This window comes from Litchfieldella qijiaojingensis (assembly GCF_014651875.1).
GTDB classification, from domain to species: domain Bacteria; phylum Pseudomonadota; class Gammaproteobacteria; order Pseudomonadales; family Halomonadaceae; genus Litchfieldella; species Litchfieldella qijiaojingensis.
On record NZ_BMXS01000026.1, the window covers coordinates 16,548 to 34,357 of the forward strand.

Below are 17,810 nucleotides of genomic sequence, written 5' to 3' on the forward strand. Positions count from 1 at the left end.
ACCGGAGGACAACGATATGCAACGACTGCTGGCGGCCTTCTATGGCGATGATTTCACCGGCTCGACGGAAAACCTGGCGCAGTTCAGTCGCCACGGGCTACGTGGACGGCTGTTCTTTTCCAGCGCCAACCGCGAAGCGATCATGAACATGGCGCCAGGGTTGGACGTGATCGGGTTGGCGGGGACGGCCCGTGGGCTTGCACCCGCAGCAATGACCGAGGAGGTCGAGCCGGCCCTGGCGGTACTCGAAGCGCTGGATCCGTTAGTCAAGCAATACAAGGTGTGCTCGACCTTCGACTCGTCGCCGACGGTGGGCAGTATCGGCCATGTCATGGAATTGGCCAGACGCCACTGGTCGGGGTGTGCCTTGCCGGTCTTGCCCGCCACACCCGCTTTCGGTCGTTACACGGCGTTTTCCCACCTGTTCACGCGCTATCAAGGCGAGATCTGTCGGTTGGATCAGAACCCGGCCATGGCCCATCACCCTTCGACGCCGATGACGGAGGCCGACTTGAGACGGCATCTGGCCAATCAGACGGCCATATCGCCTGCGGCGGTGACGTTGCTCGACTATCGCACTGAGGATGGCGGTTGGCAGCAACTGGAATCCGCCGCGGAGGAGGAACGTTTCGTCGTCCTCGATGCAACTGACCAGGACGAACTGCAACATGCCGCCGGCTTGATTGTGAAGCTCGCCAAGCAACGTTCCACGCTGGCAGTGGCCGCGCAGGGTCTGGCCGATGCCTTGGGGCGGCTTTGGTCGCGGGATATGGACGAGCGGGAGCCGTTACCGACCAGCTACCCGGGGGTGGAGCGGTTGTTGGTGCTGTCCGGCAGTTGTTCACCCCAGACACGTGGCCAGCTCGCCCATTTCGAAGCCGAGGGAGGCAAGATCGTGGCGGTCTCACCCGAGCAGGCGTTGCGCGACCCGGAGGGTCTGGCCAGCCAGCTTGCCAGCCAAGTGGCGGAGGTATTCGAAGAGGGGCTCGATGTCGCGGTGGCGACCACTCGGGGGGATGCCGACGTAATCGCTGGCCTGTCTTCCGAACGCCTGGCGCAAGCCGTGGGGCAGGTATATGCGTGTCTGGCGCGGGAGCTCAGGGAGCGCAAAGCCATTCAACGAATCGTGTTCGCCGGTGGCGACACCTCGAGCCACGCCATGCGCCAGACCGGTGCCGATGCATTGGAGCTGGTGGCCTTCGACGAGGCCCAGGGCGGGCACTTGTGCCGGCTGGTGGCCATCGATTCGCCGATCGACGGGCTGGAAGTGGTGCTCAAGGGCGGCCAGATCGGTGGCGAGGATCTGTTTTCGCGGGTGAAGCGCGGCACCCAGTAGCCTCGCTCGCCAATGGGCGATTGTGGGAGCGAAGCTTTGCTTCGCGATGGATGCGGCACTGCTCGAGGATGCCGGCCTGGCGGCCGGATCGCGCAGAGAATCTGCGCTCCCACGAAGGAGGCACAGCCTTATGGGGTGGTGGGAGCGCAATTCATTGCGCGATGCATCTGGCAGAGGCGCTGAGGAGGCCAGCCTGGCGGCCGGATCGCGCAGCAAGCTGCGCTCCCACGAGGGAGGCACAGCCTTATGGGGTGGTGGGAGCGCAATTCATTGCGCGATGCATTTGGCGGGGGCGCTGAGGGCCGGCCTGGCGGCCGGATCGCCGCCACGGCGGCTCCTACATCAGGTTTCGTGCCTATAGCCACCCAGCTCAATGGACGAATGAAAGCCAATGCGGGAGTGACCGTGATCGCGATGGGAGATGCCACCCACGCCAGCCCCGTGGCACAAACGCCAGGGTAGGAGCGACCGTGGTCGCGATGGGAGATGCCACCCACGCCAGCCCCGTGGCACAAACGCCAGGGTAGGAGCGACCGTGGTCGCGATGGGAGATGCCGCCCACGCCAGCCCCGTGGCACAAACGCCAGGGTAGGAGCGACCGTGGTCGCGATCCGGCCGTCAGGCCGGCTGAGTGTCCAACGGCACCACCGCATATGGCTACCGGGCAGGGCCCGTTGGCCAATCCCACCCCATCGCGACCACGGTCTCTCCTACTTTAGCTTGTCGGCATAAGGACAAGACAGGGCCTCGTCTGAGCCCCTGCCAATGCCATCGCGAGCTCGCGCGTTCCTACGCCAGGCGCCTTGAGCGTAATCCTTTGTGACGACCGTCGTTTCCTGGCGCGTTGATGACTTGACAACTCGCCTCAGGGGTGCATATACCATCTATATGGATGGTGTATGGATTCCATGCGGATGATTTATTTGCCGGGGATAAGCTGATGAGTGTGCATGAACTTCGACGAAAGGCAGGCGATACCACCGAGAAGATCACTATCAATCTGGCTGTGGTTGATCTGGGGCAGATCGATCTGCTGGTGCAAGAAGGTTTCTACTCCAACCGTACCGACCTGATTCGCACGGCGATCCGCAACCAGCTGGCGAAGCATGCAGAAGTGGTCAGGGAGACAGCGGCACGCAAGACCTTTGTCCTGGGGTTGCAACATTACAGCCGCAGTGATCTCGAGGCGGTACAGGCAGCCGGGGAGGTACTTCAGATTCAGGTATTGGGGCTGGCCAGTATCGCCGATGATGTCTCCCCTGAGCTTGCCCTCGCCACCATCGATTCGGTCGTCGTGCTGGGTGCTTTGCATGCCAGTGCGGCGGTCAAGGCCGCCTTGGCGGATCGAATTCATTAATGGGCTACAACGCCAAGGAAGCTTCCGATGATGAACACAACGATGATGGCGGGATTACAAGAAGCGACGCGGTTGACCCGCGCGGGTCAGTTGCATGAGGCAACCGCGCTGATACAGCGCACGCTGCGAGGCGTGCCGAGCCAGGATGTCGCGGCTCAGCCCACTTCCGACGCTTCAGCTCCGGGAGAGACACTAGAAGGGAGCTACTGCGTGATTGACGACGAGCCCGCTTCGGCAGCAAAGTCAGCCGCCGGTGAGTCGCCATGGCGTGCATCACCTGCACCCGAGGCGAAGCGCGAGGATACGCAGACCCGCCCGGAAGGCCCTCAGCCGAATCCTGCGCGCACCCCGGCGGCACCGCGACCATTCGCCGCCGGTCTGCATGACGTATGGCGCGAAACGTTGCATCGCTTCCGAGAACCCGAGGAGGCCGGGTCACAGCCGCTCTCGGACCGGGTCCCTGACAGCGTGCCCGACGCTGGAAAATTTACTACCGGGACTTTCACTAACCATGCCGGCACGCGCGACTACAAGCTATATATCCCCAGCGGCTATCATGGCCAGTCGCTGCCGCTTATCGTCATGCTTCACGGATGCACCCAGGATCCCGATGATTTTGCCGCTGGCACTGGCATGAATAAGCTCGCCGAAGAACAACTGTGCTTCGTGCTCTATCCCGCCCAATCCACTGCCGCCAACCACGCTAAGTGCTGGAACTGGTTCATGGAGGCTGACCAGCAGCGTGAACGAGGTGAACCGGCCATCATTGCTGGCCTGACCCGCCAGGTCCTCGACGAGCATCGCCTGGACGAGCGGCGAGTCTATGTGGCGGGTTTATCGGCCGGCGGTGCCATGGCAATGACGCTGGCAATGACCTACCCGGATCTTTATGCGGCGGTGGGCATCCACTCGGGGCTTCCCCACGCGGCCACGCACGACCTTCCCTCCGCACTCGCGGCGATGCAGGGCGGCACCGGCCCCTTGGCGAGCCACAAAAAAACGGGGGCTGTCGGTAGGCCGGCCAGCACGGCCGGCGTTCCCGCAGTGATATTTCACGGCGACCGCGACGCCACGGTGCATCCGTGCAATGGCGACCAGGTGGTCGCTCAATGTGTGTCGTCCCCTGCCATAGGGGAGGCGTCGAACGAGGGTAGAGGTGCGCGCGTGGAACGCGGCCGGGTGCCCAACGGCCATGCCTATACGCGCACCACCCATCATGACGCGAGTGGTCAGCCCACGGTGGAGCAATGGCTGATCCACGGCGCCGGTCATGCCTGGTCGGGTGGAGATCCACGCGGTTCGTATACCGATCCTAAAGGGCCGGATGCCGCCAAGGAGATGCTGCGCTTTTTCTTCGCCCACCCGAAAATTGCGGAGTCAGCAGACTGAAATTGTAGGGTCCTGGATATCAGCGAATTGGGTCATTGGTGGTATGCCCCGTTTAGTACCTTGTGTCTATTGAGCAAGTGTTTGGGATCGAGCGCCTGCTTGAGGGTGCGCATCAGAGCGATCTCCTGGGGCGAGCGCGACAGGCCCAGGTAGTCACGTTTTTCCAGGCCGATGCCATGCTCGGCGGAGATCGAGCCGCCCAGCACGGCCAGTGGGGCATAGACCAGCCGTTCGATCGCTTGGCGGGTTTCGGTATCGTCGCGGCCGACAGTGATCGAGACATGCAGGTTGCCATCGCCCAGGTGGCCGAAGACCACCATGCGCCCGGTATCCGGCCAGCGAGCGGCAAGGCTGGCTTCCAGATCTTCCACGTAGCGCGCCATGCGCTCGATCGGCAAGCTGATATCGAAGGTGAACAGGGGAGAGAACTCGGCGAGCAAGCCTTCGATATCCTCGCGAATGGCCCAGATTGCACGACGCTGGCCTTCCGATTGGGTGACGACCGCATCGCTGACCAGCGATTGCTCGAAAGCACTTTCCAGGGTGCTGTTGAAAAGCTTGGCATCTTGCTCTTCGTCGATGCCCTGGGCTTCGGCGATCACGTAGTAGGGATATTCGGCGGGCAGTGGGGGCGTGTGCCGGCCGCTGTCCACGGTGAGCAGCCGGTAATGGTTCTGCCAAATTGCCTCGAAGGCGCTAAGGTTGCCCCCCAGTTTCTGGCGCATGAGGGCCAGGAGGTGGCTGAGTGCCTCGAAGGAGGGGACGGCGATCAGCGCGGTCTCTTCGCTGGTCATGCGTGGCTGCAAGCGAAGCACTGCGCGGGTGACGATGCCCAGTGTGCCTTCGCTGCCGATGAACAGGTGCTTGAGGTCGTAGCCGGCATTGTTCTTGAGCATGCGGTTGAGCGAGCTGATCACGGTGCCGTCGGCGAGCACGGCTTCAAGGCCGAGCACTTGCTGGCGCATCATGCCGTAGCGAATGACGCGGATGCCTCCTGCGTTGGTGGCGATGGTGCCGCCAATGGTGCAGGAGCCACGAGCGCCAAGGTCCAGCGGGAATTGCCACCCTTGTGCTTCGGCAGCTTCCTGCGCTTTCTGCAGCGGCACGCCTGCCTGTACCGTCATGGTGCCGGCGAGGGTGTCGAGTTCTTCGATGGCGGTCATGCGTTCCAAGGAAATGACCAGTTCGTCGGGTGCCGCCCGCCCGCCGTGCACCAGGCCGGTCAAGCCGCCATGGGTGACGACCGGCTGGTTGGCGGCGTGGCACAGCGCCATGACCGCGGCAAGCTGGTCGGTATCGGCCGGACGCACGATGGCGGCGGCTTGACAGCTTTCGCCCCTGAGCCAGTCGACGTTGCGTTGGGTGACGTCGTCACCGGTGAGAATGCCTTGGGTGCCGACCACTTTCTGGATGTCATTGAGCAGTGATTGCATGCGTATTCCTTAGCCAAGTTTCTAAGCGATGGCTACAAATCGCGCAGAAAATCTGCGCTCCCACCAGGTAGCGAGCAGCCTTGCCCGGGGTGGTGGGAGCGCAGCTCCGCTGCGCGATGGAGTTGGGGACCGTGTCCAAGAAGGATTGCCGGCCTGTCGGCCGGATCGCGCAGAAAATCTGCGCTCCCACCAGGCGGCGAGCAGCCTTGCTTGGGGTGGTGGGAGCGCAGCTCCGCTGCGCGATGGGGTTGGGGACATTGTCCAAGGAGGATTACCGGCCTGTCGGCCGGATTGCGCAGAAAATCTGCGCTCCCACCAGGTAGCGAGCAGCCTTGCCCGGGGTGGTGGGAGCGCAGCTCCGCTGCGCGATGTAGTTGGGGACCGTGTCCAAGAAGGATTGCCGGCCTGTCGGCCGGATCGCGCAGAAAATCTGCGCTCCCACCAGGTATCGAGGGGGCTTCCATGAGCCATTCGTCATGCCATCGCCGGTTCATGGGCGCGGCCAGGAATGGCATCCAACAATTGTCGGGTATAGACCTCGCGAGGTGACAGGAACACTTCCTCGGCAGTGCCTTGCTCGACGATGCGGCCGTGCTGCATGACGATGATGCGGTCGCAGATCTGGGCGGCCACCCGTAGATCGTGGGTAATGAACAGCAATGATAGGGAAAGTTTTTGTTTGAGATCCTCGAGCAACTCGAGAATTTGCGCCTGGATCGACACATCCAGCGCCGAAACGGCTTCGTCGGCGACGATCAATTCGGGATTCAGTGCGAGCGCCCGGGCGATACCGATGCGCTGGCGCTGCCCGCCCGAGAATTCGTGGGGAAAGCGTTCGGCCGTCTTGGCACCCAGCCCGACCAGCTCGAGCAAGTCTTCGGCTTGCTTGAGTGCCTGCTCGCGAGGCACGCTGTTGGCCATGGGGCCTTGGGCGATGGCCATGCCCACGCGGGTGCGCGGGTTGAGTGAGGCGTAAGGGTCCTGGAATACCATCTGCACGCGCTTTCGCTCGCGACGTAGGGCGTCGCCCTTGAGCACGGTGAAATCGATACCGTCGAGGCGTAATTCGCCACTATCGGGACGTTCGAGGCGCACCACGCAGCGTCCCAGGGTCGACTTGCCGGAGCCGGACTCACCGACGATGCCCACGGTCTCGCCGCGGTCGAGGGTGAAGGAGACGTCGTGAAGTGCCACTACCTCGCGGGCCGGTTTGAATAGCCCCCCACGTGAGCGGAAGACCTTGTGCAACTGCCTTACCTCGAGCAGCGGGGCAGGTTCGCGCTCGGCGCGCGTCGGTGGCACGGCATTGCTGGGAATGGCGTTGATCAGGGCGCGGGTGTAGGCGTGTTTCGGAGTATCGAGCACGTCATTGGCCGAGCCAAGCTCGACTACCTGGCCTTCGCGCATCACGCAGACTCGGTTGGCGATCTCGGCGACCACGCCGAAGTCGTGGGTGATGAACATCACCGCCATATGATGGCGTTGCTGAAGGTCGCGGATCAGCTCGAGGATTTGTGCCTGGGTGGTGACGTCCAGCGCGGTGGTAGGTTCATCGGCGATCAGCAGTTCGGGCTCCAGGGCCAGGGCCATGGCGATCATCACCCGCTGGCGCTGGCCGCCGGAGAGCTCAAAGGGATAGGCGCGAATGGCTTTTTCCGGCTGGGGAATGCCGACTTCTTCGAGCAAGGCCAGGGCCTTGGCTTGCCGCTCCTTGGGCGTGAGCACGCCATGGGCTTCGAAGACCTCGGCGATCTGGTCGCCGGCGCGCATCAGCGGATTGAGCGCGGTCATCGGCTCCTGGAAGATCATGCCGATGCGCCGTCCGCGCAGATGGCGGTGCCTGTCCTCGCTGAAGGTGAGCAGGTCCTGGCCGTCGAACAGGATCTCGCCGCCGGTGGCGCGCACGCCCTTGGGCAAGAGTCCCATGACAGCGTTGGCGGCCATCGACTTGCCCGAGCCGGACTCACCCACCACACACATGACTTCGCCCCGGGCCACGTCATAGGTGACGTTCTCCACCGCGTAGTGGCGGTCGGCGCCCCTGGGCAGCGCCAGGCTGAGGTCGCGGATACTCAGGATGGTGTCGCTCATGGTGTTCTCCTGTGAGACCTACTGGCGTTGGCGGGCGAGCTTGGGATTCAAGGCGTCGTCGAGGCCCTCGCCGACCAGGTTCAACGCCAGCACGGTGAGCAGGATAGCGATGCCGGGGAAGAAGCTTAGCCACCAGGCCTGGCGGATCACGGTGCGTGCCGCGCCGATCATATAGCCCCAGGACATGACGTTGGGATCGCCCAGGCCGAGGAAGGATAGGGCGGATTCCAGCAGGATGGCGGTAGCCACCATCAGCGAGGCGAGCACGATGATCGGCGACAGGGTGTTGGGCAGGATCTGGCGCAGGATGATGGTGCTATTGGTTTGGCCGACCAGCCGCGCGGCTTCCACGTATTCGCGATGTCGCAGCGACATGAACTCGGCGCGGACCAGACGCGCCACCGGTGGCCAGCTGACGATGGCGATGGCCAGCACGATGGAGGTCACGCTGGGTTGCATGATCGCCACCAGCACGATGGCCAGGGCGAAGTTGGGGATGGTCTGGAAGAACTCGGTGAAGCGCATCAGGCCGTCGTCGATCAGGCCCCCGTAGTAGCCGGCGATAGCGCCCAGCGGTACGCCGATGATCAGCGCCACAGCGGTCGAAACCAGGCCAATCAGCAGCGATACCCAGGCACCGTGCATCAACCCGGCGGCGACATCGCGACCCATGGTGTCGGTACCCAGCACGAAGCCGTCGACTTCCATCGGGGAGAGGAAAGGGCGCTGCACCATACGCCACGGCGATTCGGGATAGAGCAGCGGCGCGAGGATGGCCATCAGGATGATCATGGTCAGAATGATCAAGCCAATCAGGGCACCGCGGTTCTGGGCGAAGCGGGCGAAGAAGCTCATGACGCCTCCTTGATGCGCGGGTCGGCCAGGCGATAGACCAGATCGGTGACGATGTTGAACACGATCACCAGTGCCGCCGAGAAGAAGAAGATCCCCAGCAGCAGGTTGTAATCGCGCTGCATCAAGGCCTCGTACATCAGGCGGCCGATGCCCGGCCAAGCAAACACGGTCTCGGTGAGGATGGCGCCGCCGACCATCTGCCCGGCCTGCAGGCCGGCCAGGGTGATGATCGGCAGCAGGGCGTTGCGCAGGATGTGACGCCGTTGGATAACACGATCCTTCAGGCCCTTGGCACGAGCGGTCTTGACGTAGTCCTGCTGACTGGCCTCGAGCATCGAGGCGCGGGTGATGCGGGTGTAGATCGCCATGAAGAATAACGCCAAGGTGGTGGCGGGCAAAATCAGGTGCTTGGCGACGTCCAGCACCAGGGCGAACCCTTCGAGACCGGCACCTACCGTGTACATGCCGTAGGCCGGCAGCCAGTCGAGATAGACGGAGAACAGTACCACCGCCATCAGCGCGACCCAGAACAGCGGTGTGGCGTAGAAAAGCAGGGCCAACGCCATGATCAGCGAGCCGGAGACTTTCTTGACCCTGGCGGCGGCCAGCGAGCCGGCAAGGATCCCCAACGCTAGCGACAGCACGAAGGCGGTACCGGTGAGGAGTAGGGTAGCGGGAAGGCGCTGTAGGATCAGGTCGAGCACCGGCATCTGCTGGCGGTAGGAGTAGCCGAAATCGAGCGTGGCGATACCCGAGACATAGTGCCAGAGCTGGACGTAGATGGGTTGATCGAGCCCGAAGCGCTCACGTAGCTGGCGCAGGAATTCCTTGTCGGTGGCACCCGCTTCACCGGCCAGGATCGCGGCAGGGTCGCCGGGCGCCATATGGATCAGGAAGAAGTTGAAGATGATGATCAGAAACAGCACAACGATGGCTTTCATCAGTCGCATCGTGATCAGTCGGGCATACAGCATGCTGGAAAGCCTCTGCGAGCATGACGAGCAACGAGGGACGGCCCGTGCCGCCCCTCATGGACTGGGTCAGTCTTCGATCCAGGCGTCCTTGAAACCGTCGTTGACGCCGACCCCGGAAGTGACCAGGTTTTTGACGTTGCAGCGGTAGATGGTGGGGAAGCCGAGTTCCAACAGCCAGCCGACCGGGACGTCCTCGTGAAGGATTTCCTGGACGTTGTGGTAGTGCTCTTCGCGCTTTTCGTCCGGGTGGGCGGTCGCCGCCAGGTCGAACAGTTCGTCGACACGCTCGTTTTCATAACCTTCGACGTTGTTCCAAGGCGAGCCCTTCTCGATGTTGGATGAGATGTAGGTGCGCGAGATGCCTAGTGCCGGGTCACCGTACTGGTAGAGATAGGTGAAGGCCAGGTCATAGTCCCAGTCACCGAGCCGCTGGTTCCAGCCGCCCACGTCGGTGGCTTCGGTACGCACATTGATGCCGACTTCCTTGAGATTTTGCTGCACGGCTTCTGCCCAACGGTTCCAGGTCTCGCCGTAGGGCAGCGGCAGCAGGCGAATCTCTTCGCCGTCATAACCCATCTCGTCGAGCAACTCGCGCGCCTTGTCCGGATCGTGCTCGTAGGGATCGAGACCCTCGTTCTGGAAACGGGCGTTGGAGCCGAAGGCGGAAAGTGGCACTTCGCCCAGACCATTCCACAGCACATCGCGAGCGAAGTCGCGGTTCATGGCGTACATCACCGCCTGGCGGAAGCGCTTGTCGGCGGTGGGCCCTTCGCGGTTGTTCATCCAAAGCATGGCGAAGGGGCTGAAGTACTCATGGCCCTCCTGGGTGACGCAGGAGTTGTCCATCTCGACCAGGCGCGGGACATCGAAGTTTTCCACTGTGCCGTAGGGCAGCACGTCGACGGTGCCGTTTTCATAGGCTACCGCGCGCGAGGCGCCATCGGGGATGATGTGCCAGTTGATGCCGTCGAGGTAGGGCAAGCCGTCTTCGTAGTAGTCCTCGTTCTTGACCAGTTCGATGACGGTACCGCGATCCCAGTTGGCGAACTTGAAGGGGCCGGTGCCGATGGGGTGGTTGTTGGCTTCGTTATTACGGAAGTCGGTGCCTTCGTAGATGTGCTTGGGCACCATGGTGAAGGTGCCGGCCTCGAAGGAGATCAGGAAGGGACCGAAGGGTTCCGCAAGGGTGAAGACCACGGTGTGATCGTCGGGTGCTTCGATGCTTTCGATATGTTGCAGCACGGCGCGCGCGCTGGGGTTGAGTTCGCGGTGGAAGACGTCGGCGGAGAACACTACATCGGCGGAGGTGAAAGGCTCGCCATCGTGCCATTTGACGCCTTTGCGCAGATGGAAGGTATAGGTCAGGCCGTCGTCGCTGACTTCCCAGGACTCGGCCAGTTGCGGCATGGGGTTGAGGTCAGTGTCGTAGCGCAGCAGGCCTTCGTAGATGTTGCCGGCCACGGTGCGGGTTGGGGCATTCTGGATCATGCCCAGCACCAGTCCTGGCGGTTCGGGTTGGATCACGGTATCGACGACGCCACCTGCTTGTGGTTCGGCCAAGGCGGGTAGCGTGACCAGGGAACAGGCAGCAACGGCGGAGGCGAGTGATTTTTTCATTGTGACTCTGTCCGGTTGTTGGTTCGTTGTGGTTGTAGGTGAACGCTTTTTGAACTTAGCAGTGGTTCTTCAAACTGTCGACAGTCGGCGCTCGACGGTCGACAAAGGGAGGTAATAGGTCATACTGTGAATAGAATCCGATTTCTAACGATCTAGATGACCACAATGAATACCAAGCACGCGGCCAGCTTCCCGAGTCTCCGGCAAAGCAATCTCGTCGAGCAGGTTGCCGATGTCCTTACCGAGGCGATCATCGCTCGTCGTTTAGAGCCCGGAGAACGGCTTTCCGAGGTGCAGTTGGCTCGTGACATGGGGGTCAGCCGGGCGCCGGTGAGGGAAGCGGCTCGTCTATTGGAGAGTCGAGGGTTACTGGTATCGCGGCCGCGCAGGGGTTTCTTCGTGCGCGAATTGGACAGCGACGATCTCGCCGATGTGTTCGACTTGCGTCTGTGTCTCGAGCGGCATGCTTTCCAGTTATTGGCAGCGCGGTTTACGCCCGAGATGCATGACGCCCTGCATCGGCAGGTGGAGATCATGTGCGATGTGGCCAAGGAGGGCGATGACGGTCGCAAGATCGAGGAGGATCTACGCTTCCATCGGTTGGTCTTCGAGTTCGCCGGCAATCGCCGCCTGCTCAAGGCGTTCGATGACCTGTCGCACGAGTTGCGCCTGTGCATGGCGTTGATCGGCCGCACTCATGCCGATCCCGACAGCATCGTCACCAGTCACTGGGCGCTGGTCGAAGCCCTGGCAAGCGGCGAGGCCGATAATTGCCGGGCCGCCGTCGATTATCACATCGGGGTGGCACGGGACTATGTGATTCAGGGAATCGCCCCGCCGCCGAGTGGGTAGAAACGCAGAAACGTCTATCGTCTCGAGGAGGTGCCAGATGCCAAGCGATGTCGAAAGCCGTGTGCTGGAGCAGTGTGATCGCCTGTTCGACGATACCTTGGACTTGACCCGTGACCTGGTTGGGCAATACAGCGTGCTTGGCAACGAGCAAGGTGCGCTGGAGACGATGGCACGCTGGTTGCGGCACCTGGACATGCCGGTGGAGCAGGTGCCGATGGATGATCCGGACCTGCACCGCAACCCCCATTACGCCCCTGTCGATTGGTCCAGCGAGGGCCGCTATAACTTGGTATCACGCCTGAACCCTGAGTCCAGCCGTCCCCATCTGGTGTTCAACGGCCATCTCGACGTGGTACCCGCCGAACCGACCGATATGTGGACGAGAGCCCCTTGGGAGCCGTGGGAACAGGATGGCTGGCTTTACGGGCGTGGCTCCGGCGACATGAAGGCGGGAATCGCGGCCATGGTGATGGCTGTGCAGGCGGTGCGTGAGGCCGGTGTCACCATCGACTTTCCCCTGACCCTGCAGACGGTAATCGAGGAAGAGTGCACGGGAAACGGGGCGCTGGCTTGCGTCAACCGTGGGCATGGCGGTGATTTCGTGTTGATTCCCGAGCCGTTCGGTACACGGATCTATTCCGGGCAGATTGGTGTGCTGCGGTTTCGCATTCGCGTCAATGGGGTGCCCGCGCATGTGCTGGATACCTCAGCAGGGAGCAATGCGATCGAGTACCTGCAGGCTTTGATCCCCGGGCTCAAGGTATTGGAGGAGGAACTCAACCGTGCACCACGGATGCCGCCTTACGACAGCCTGGAGCATCCCTTCAACCTGAATATCGGGCGTTTCGAAGGTGGCAACTGGGCCTCCAGCGTGCCGGCGCACGCCACCCTCGAGGGGCGTCTGGGCTTCGCCCCGGAGATGTCGCCGCAGACGGCAATGGAGATGATGCGCGAGTGCGTGGCAAAGAGACATGCCGAGCTAGGTGGCAATGTCGAGCCACCCATCGTCGACTTCCATGGCTTTCGATCCGAGGGCCATCTGGTCGATCTGGATAACCCTGGCGTTCGCCTGCTTACGGAGTGCCACCAGGCGCTGACCGGCAGCGAGCCGGAGCATTATTTTTCCACTTGTACCACCGACCTGCGGGCTTTCCATGTCGGGGCTGGTGTCACCGGTACCTGCTATGGGCCGGTGGCGGAACGGATTCACGGGGTGGACGAATGCGTCGATATCGAATCGATTCGCCACGTGCTCAAGACCTATGCCCTGTTCATTTGTCGCTGGGGCACCTAATGGCGAATACATGATTTAACGCGGTTTCATCCATCGCGCAGCGGAGCTGCGCTCCCACCACACCCTCCAAGGCCATGCATCCCCTGTGGGAGCGCAGATCTTCTGCGCGATCCGGCCGCCAGGCCGGCTTGGTTTCTTGCATCCGTACTACTGACGAGCTTCCGCAAAGAAAGTTACGCCCACTCCCGGCGCCTATTCGCGCCTTTGGCTGGCTTGCACGCCGTTATCATGAAGACTCCCGATATTGCCACTCTTCCATGCGGGCGTACTCATGAATCCTTCCACTTTGATCGGTATCGTCGCCAGCGTCATGCTGCTGGCCAGCGTGTTGTTGCTGAGCGCCGAGTCGCCAGCCAGCTTCGTCAACCTCCCGGGCCTGGCCATCGTCCTGACCGGAACCCTGGCGGCGACCTTCATCAGTTATCCGTTGAAGGAGGTGGTGCGGGTAGTACGCCTGGTAGGGATCGTCTTCCGGCGCGAAAACAGCTACGCGCATGATGATATCCAGGAACTGGTGAGCATGGCGCGGCTGTGGTTCAAGGGCGATCTGCGTGCCGTAGAGGAGGCGCTGGCGCAAACTCGCAACCCTTTCCTGCGCACCGGCGTTCAATTGGTGATCGACAACACTCGTGAGGAAGAAATTCTCGATCTGCTGCGCTGGCGCATCGCGCGGATGAAAGCTCGTGAGCGTGCCGAGGCGCAGATCTTCCGCACCATGGCGCTGTATGCGCCGGCATTCGGCATGATTGGCACCCTGGTGGGTCTGGTGAACATGCTGGAGGTAATGAATAGCGCCGAGGTGGGGATCATCGGCGAGCGCATGGCGGTGGCACTGTTGACGACCTTTTATGGCATCGTTTTGGCCAATCTGGTGTTCAAGCCAATCGCTGTGAAGCTCGAGCGACGTACCGAGAAGCGCTTGATCGCCATGAACATGGTGCTCGAGGGGGTGTCGTTGATGTCGCGCCGTCGTTTGCCATCGTTCATCGAGGAAACGCTGAAGTCGTTCATGGCCAACCATCGCGACGAAATTCGGGATGAGGCGTTGGCCGTAACACCAACGGCCCGGCCAAAGCGGCGGTGGAAACGGAGGCGGAAGATGGCGGCGGGAGCCGTGGATGCTTGACGACGCTTTCCACCGAACTCGCGGCGACTCCCGCTACGATGTCATTCTGGACGCTGGTGTTCAGGAGGATGTCGGTGGGGTCTGGATGGTCAGCTACATCGATATCATGACGTTGCTGGTAGCCACCTTCGTGCTGCTGTTGTCGCTCTCCGCCCGGGTAGGGGGAAGCGAGGAGGTGGATGAGTCCAAGGAAGCGACGCTAACCGAAGCCGTTGTCATTGCATCTGGAGTTCGCTTGGGCGTGCCGTTGCCGCCGACAGCCAAGGTGACACCTGTCATGGCATCGCCAGAACCTGAACCTGAACCAGACTTCACCGGTCAGATCGACCCGCAAGCAGTCGTCGTGGCGCTCGGCGTGGCGGGGCGAGTGCAAGCACCAGCGGTGGAACTGCCCGAGGTCATGGCCCCCGACGACATCGACCTAGGCAAGCCACTCGAGGATATGGTGGTGGTGGTCACCGAGAACGAGCCGCCACGCATGAAGCGCGTGGATCCGCAAGCCATCGAAGTGGCTACGACGCTTGCCGAGTCGCTGGAACGGCGCCTGGCCGATGCTCCCCATCTGCCGAGTCTGGAAGGGGTATCGGTGTCGCGCGTGGCGGAGGGGATCAGTCTACGCGTGGAGGACCATCTGTTGTTCGAGTCAGGGACCGCGGAACTGATCGGTTCCGGTCGTGATGTGATCGATAGCTTGCTGAACATTATCCAACGCTACGAGGGCGAGGTTTCGGTCGAGGGGCATACCGATAGCCAGCCGATCAATACCGATCGCTTTCCTTCCAACTGGGAGCTTTCCAGTGCACGAGCCACTGCCGTACTACGACATCTTCAAGTGGCAGGTATCGATGGCACGCGCCTGAAGGCGGTGGGGTTCGGCGATATGCGGCCGATCGCCGACAACGATAGCGCCGAGGGGAGGGCGAAAAATAGAAGGGTAGAGGTGATCGTCCACTTGGATTGATACCGCGGCTTACCCCCCATTCGGCTTTTTCTTCCTATTCTTGCTGTTCTTGACAGAGAACATGGCCTGCTTGAAGACCAGGGTGATGGCAAACATCATCCAACCGGCACTGGCCAGGATGTTGAACAGCAACATCTTCTGTGGCCCGCTCAGGGGCGAAAATAGAGCCTCGATCGGGATGGCCAGACCCAGCGCCAACAATAGCGGCAGGGCGAGAATGTGCATCCACATCTCCGTACGCCGCTTGCGGATGCGGTAGCGAGCCAGGGTCAGGCGCATGGGCCGATGCCCCCACGTGACCACAATCACAGTTCCCACCAGACTCAATGCGCCCAGTGTGGGCAGAGTCGTGCCTTGCGCGATCGAAAAGCTGACCGACCAGGCCAGCACCAGCCACATCAAGCCTTCCGACACGGCGATGGCATCGGCGGAGGTGCGGGCAAATCGCATGAACGTTCCTCTTGGTTAGTACATGCAGATAGTACGTGATATGTGGCGTTCTGTCGGTAGCTAATCAACCTGTGGCGATAATATCAGGCCTCTCATTCCCCCCTCCCCTGTGTTTCTCATCTAGAGATCGGGTGTTTCCCCTTTGATGAGTCAGAGATATGGCTCAAGAGTCTCAACGGCCATAGCTTAAACAAAGGATAAATCAAGATTGTTCTCTCCATATTCAGATGGGCCTTTGGCTCAGTCTGCATAGAAATTTTCTTATTACTTTCCTCAGTAGCACATGGATAAAAAAATGAGCATGTGAAATTCCAATCTTTATGTAAACCTTTGTAGTAAGTGGTAAGTGCTTTGTAACGCCTGCCTGGCCGAACGGCAGATGAGAACAAGTAAGGGAAAGACAGATAACAATCTGATTTACATGGCCCTGGAGAAAGCCAAGCGACAACTCCCGGGCGGTAGCGTGGGGAACGAGCGATGCAATTAGGTAATTTCCGACAGCTGTTGGTCAGAAGGCTGTTCTTCATATCCTTGGTCGGCATGCTATCCGGTTGCGCCTTGGCACCCGGTGGGCACATCGACTATGACGCCGAGCCCCCGCCTATCGATCACCTGGTAGATATCGAGCCGATAACCCCGGAGCTTGTGGCGGCCTATCGACGCGAGATCAATGGTGATATCGCAAGCCTCATGCCCCCGCACCTGAAAGCCGAGATTGATAACTATCAATACCTCGTGGGACCAGGCGATGTTCTCAGCATCATCGTTTATGATCATCTTGAGCTAACCATTCCGGCTGGGCCCGAGCGTAGTGCAGTGGAAGCCGGGAATACCGTGCATCGCGATGGTACCATCTTCTATCCCTATATCGGTCGCGTGCAGGTTGCAGGCAGAACTGTGGACGAAATACGAACTATCCTGACGCGACGCCTTGCCACTTACATTACGGATCCACAGATTGAAGTCAGTGTGGCAGCTTATCGCTCTCAGAAAATCTACATCAGCGGCGCAGTTGGAGCTCCTGGGACTCTACCGATCACCAATGAGCCTCTGACCATACTTGATGCCATCAGCCAGATAGGTGGCCCCTCCGAAGACGCGAATTGGCATCAGGTTGTGCTGAATCGTGATGGTCAAAAGCAGGAGATTTCATTGTATGCTCTGCTTCGACAAGGGGATCAGACGCAGAATCGCTTATTGAAAGACGGCGATGTACTACATGTGCCGACATTGGAAAATCAGAACGTGGCGGTTCTCGGTCAGGTACGTAATCCAGGCAATTTGCCACTGGGCAACGAGCGCATCACCTTGACTACCGCATTGGCCAGAGCCGGTGGTGTGGTGGAGACCTTGGCCGAGCCTACGGGAATCTTCGTGATCCGCATCATGCCGGAAGAGAGCGAGAAGCTGGCGACTGTCTATCAACTGGATATCAGCAATGCCACAGCACTGACCATGGGAACCCACTTCCCCTTGCAGCCCCAGGATGTGGTGTATGTCACTTCGGCACCGCTGGCACGCTGGAATAATGTGATCAGCTTGTTGTTGCCATCGGCGGTGTTGCCTGGAACCTTGGTTGGAACAACATCTGATCTTAGCGATTTATAACTTCTGATGTTTAATTCGATCCTGATCGTGTGCCGAGCCAATATCTGTCGTAGCCCGGTTGCAGAAGCGCTTATGAAATTGAGATTACCGACGCATAGCATCGAGTCGGCGGGACTTTCCATGAATGTCATGGAAGGTCAAGGGATTCCTGCCATTGCCCAGGAATTGGCCAAAAAGGAAGGGTTGGACCTTTCGAAACACCGATCACGGTGCATACAAAGAGAAATGATCGAATCTGCTGACTTAGTTCTCGTAATGAGTGAATCTCAACGCCTTTCCATTGGCGAGTTATCTCCGGAAGCTACTGGAAAGACCATGTTGTTTGGACGTTGGCTGAGAGGCGGTGGAGCCCAAGGAATGGAAATCCCCGACCCCTATCGTAAAAGTCGCGAAGCCTATGCTCATGTACACCGATTATTGGTAAAAGCCGCTGACGAATGGCAAGTCAGATTGACATAGTTATCAGG

The 17,810-nt window shown here is 60.7% G+C and carries 15 protein-coding genes; 9 read left to right on the forward strand and 6 right to left on the reverse strand.

Annotated elements, in window-relative coordinates; all coding sequences use genetic code 11:
- Positions 1-16 precede the first annotated feature (16 nt).
- The 3 genes from IE093_RS18935 to IE093_RS18945 all read left to right on the forward strand — a co-directional run bounded on the left by IE093_RS18935 (position 17) and on the right by IE093_RS18945 (position 4,082).
- Positions 17-1,336 carry a four-carbon acid sugar kinase family protein gene (locus IE093_RS18935; protein WP_189471946.1) on the forward strand — a complete coding sequence of 440 codons (1,320 nt, stop codon included), beginning with the start codon at positions 17-19 and terminating at the stop codon, positions 1,334-1,336.
- Positions 1,337-2,276: 940 nt separating this feature from the next.
- Complete coding sequence (locus tag IE093_RS18940; RefSeq protein WP_189471948.1) at positions 2,277-2,693, forward strand: CopG family transcriptional regulator; 417 nt, start codon at positions 2,277-2,279, stop codon at positions 2,691-2,693.
- Between the two features lie 27 nt (positions 2,694-2,720).
- Positions 2,721-4,082 carry an extracellular catalytic domain type 1 short-chain-length polyhydroxyalkanoate depolymerase gene (locus IE093_RS18945; protein ID WP_189471950.1) on the forward strand — a complete coding sequence of 454 codons (1,362 nt, stop codon included), beginning with the start codon at positions 2,721-2,723 and terminating at the stop codon, positions 4,080-4,082.
- A gap of 32 nt (positions 4,083-4,114) precedes the next feature.
- Here the strand turns inward: IE093_RS18945 and IE093_RS18950 are convergent, their stop codons facing one another.
- The 5 genes from IE093_RS18950 to IE093_RS18970 form a co-directional block, all read right to left on the reverse strand.
- Complete coding sequence (locus IE093_RS18950; protein ID WP_189471952.1) at positions 4,115-5,515, reverse strand: FAD-binding oxidoreductase; 1,401 nt, start codon at positions 5,513-5,515, stop codon at positions 4,115-4,117.
- 474 nt (positions 5,516-5,989) lie between these two features.
- Entirely contained in the window at positions 5,990-7,606 is a 1,617-nt protein-coding gene (locus IE093_RS18955; protein WP_189471954.1) for an ABC transporter ATP-binding protein, read from the reverse strand.
- An 18-nt stretch (positions 7,607-7,624) separates the two neighbouring features.
- Complete coding sequence (locus IE093_RS18960) at positions 7,625-8,461, reverse strand: ABC transporter permease (protein WP_189471955.1); 837 nt, start codon at positions 8,459-8,461, stop codon at positions 7,625-7,627.
- A complete protein-coding gene (locus IE093_RS18965; protein WP_189471957.1) occupies positions 8,458-9,435 on the reverse strand; it encodes an ABC transporter permease in 978 nt (325 codons plus the stop codon). Before IE093_RS18965 ends, IE093_RS18960 begins: the two co-directional genes overlap by 4 nt.
- A 66-nt stretch (positions 9,436-9,501) precedes the next feature.
- Positions 9,502-11,052 carry an ABC transporter substrate-binding protein gene (locus IE093_RS18970; protein ID WP_189471959.1) on the reverse strand — a complete coding sequence of 517 codons (1,551 nt, stop codon included), beginning with the start codon at positions 11,050-11,052 and terminating at the stop codon, positions 9,502-9,504.
- 165 nt (positions 11,053-11,217) lie between these two features.
- Between IE093_RS18970 and IE093_RS18975 the strand changes: the two genes are divergently transcribed.
- From IE093_RS18975 to IE093_RS18990, 4 genes are all read left to right on the forward strand, one after another.
- Positions 11,218-11,904, forward strand: coding sequence for a GntR family transcriptional regulator (locus tag IE093_RS18975; RefSeq protein WP_189471961.1), 687 nt, complete (start codon positions 11,218-11,220; stop codon positions 11,902-11,904).
- A 37-nt stretch (positions 11,905-11,941) separates the two neighbouring features.
- Positions 11,942-13,198 (forward strand): ArgE/DapE family deacylase, encoded by a 1,257-nt coding sequence (locus tag IE093_RS18980; RefSeq protein ID WP_189471962.1) that lies wholly within the window; start codon positions 11,942-11,944, stop codon positions 13,196-13,198.
- Positions 13,199-13,469: 271 nt separating this feature from the next.
- Complete coding sequence (locus IE093_RS18985; RefSeq protein WP_189471964.1) at positions 13,470-14,324, forward strand: motility protein A; 855 nt, start codon at positions 13,470-13,472, stop codon at positions 14,322-14,324.
- Complete coding sequence (locus IE093_RS18990; protein WP_189471966.1) at positions 14,317-15,285, forward strand: OmpA family protein; 969 nt, start codon at positions 14,317-14,319, stop codon at positions 15,283-15,285. Before IE093_RS18985 ends, IE093_RS18990 begins: the two co-directional genes overlap by 8 nt.
- Before the next feature lie 9 nt (positions 15,286-15,294).
- Here IE093_RS18990 and IE093_RS18995 read toward each other — a convergent pair whose 3' ends face one another.
- A complete protein-coding gene (locus IE093_RS18995; RefSeq protein ID WP_189471968.1) occupies positions 15,295-15,735 on the reverse strand; it encodes a hypothetical protein in 441 nt (146 codons plus the stop codon).
- A gap of 477 nt (positions 15,736-16,212) precedes the next feature.
- Here IE093_RS18995 and IE093_RS19000 point away from each other — a divergent pair, with 477 nt between their 5' ends.
- Positions 16,213-17,343, forward strand: coding sequence for a polysaccharide export protein (locus tag IE093_RS19000; RefSeq protein WP_189471971.1), 1,131 nt, complete (start codon positions 16,213-16,215; stop codon positions 17,341-17,343).
- A gap of 6 nt (positions 17,344-17,349) precedes the next feature.
- Positions 17,350-17,802, forward strand: coding sequence for a low molecular weight protein-tyrosine-phosphatase (locus IE093_RS19005; RefSeq protein WP_189471973.1), 453 nt, complete (start codon positions 17,350-17,352; stop codon positions 17,800-17,802).
- Positions 17,803-17,810 lie beyond the last annotated feature (8 nt).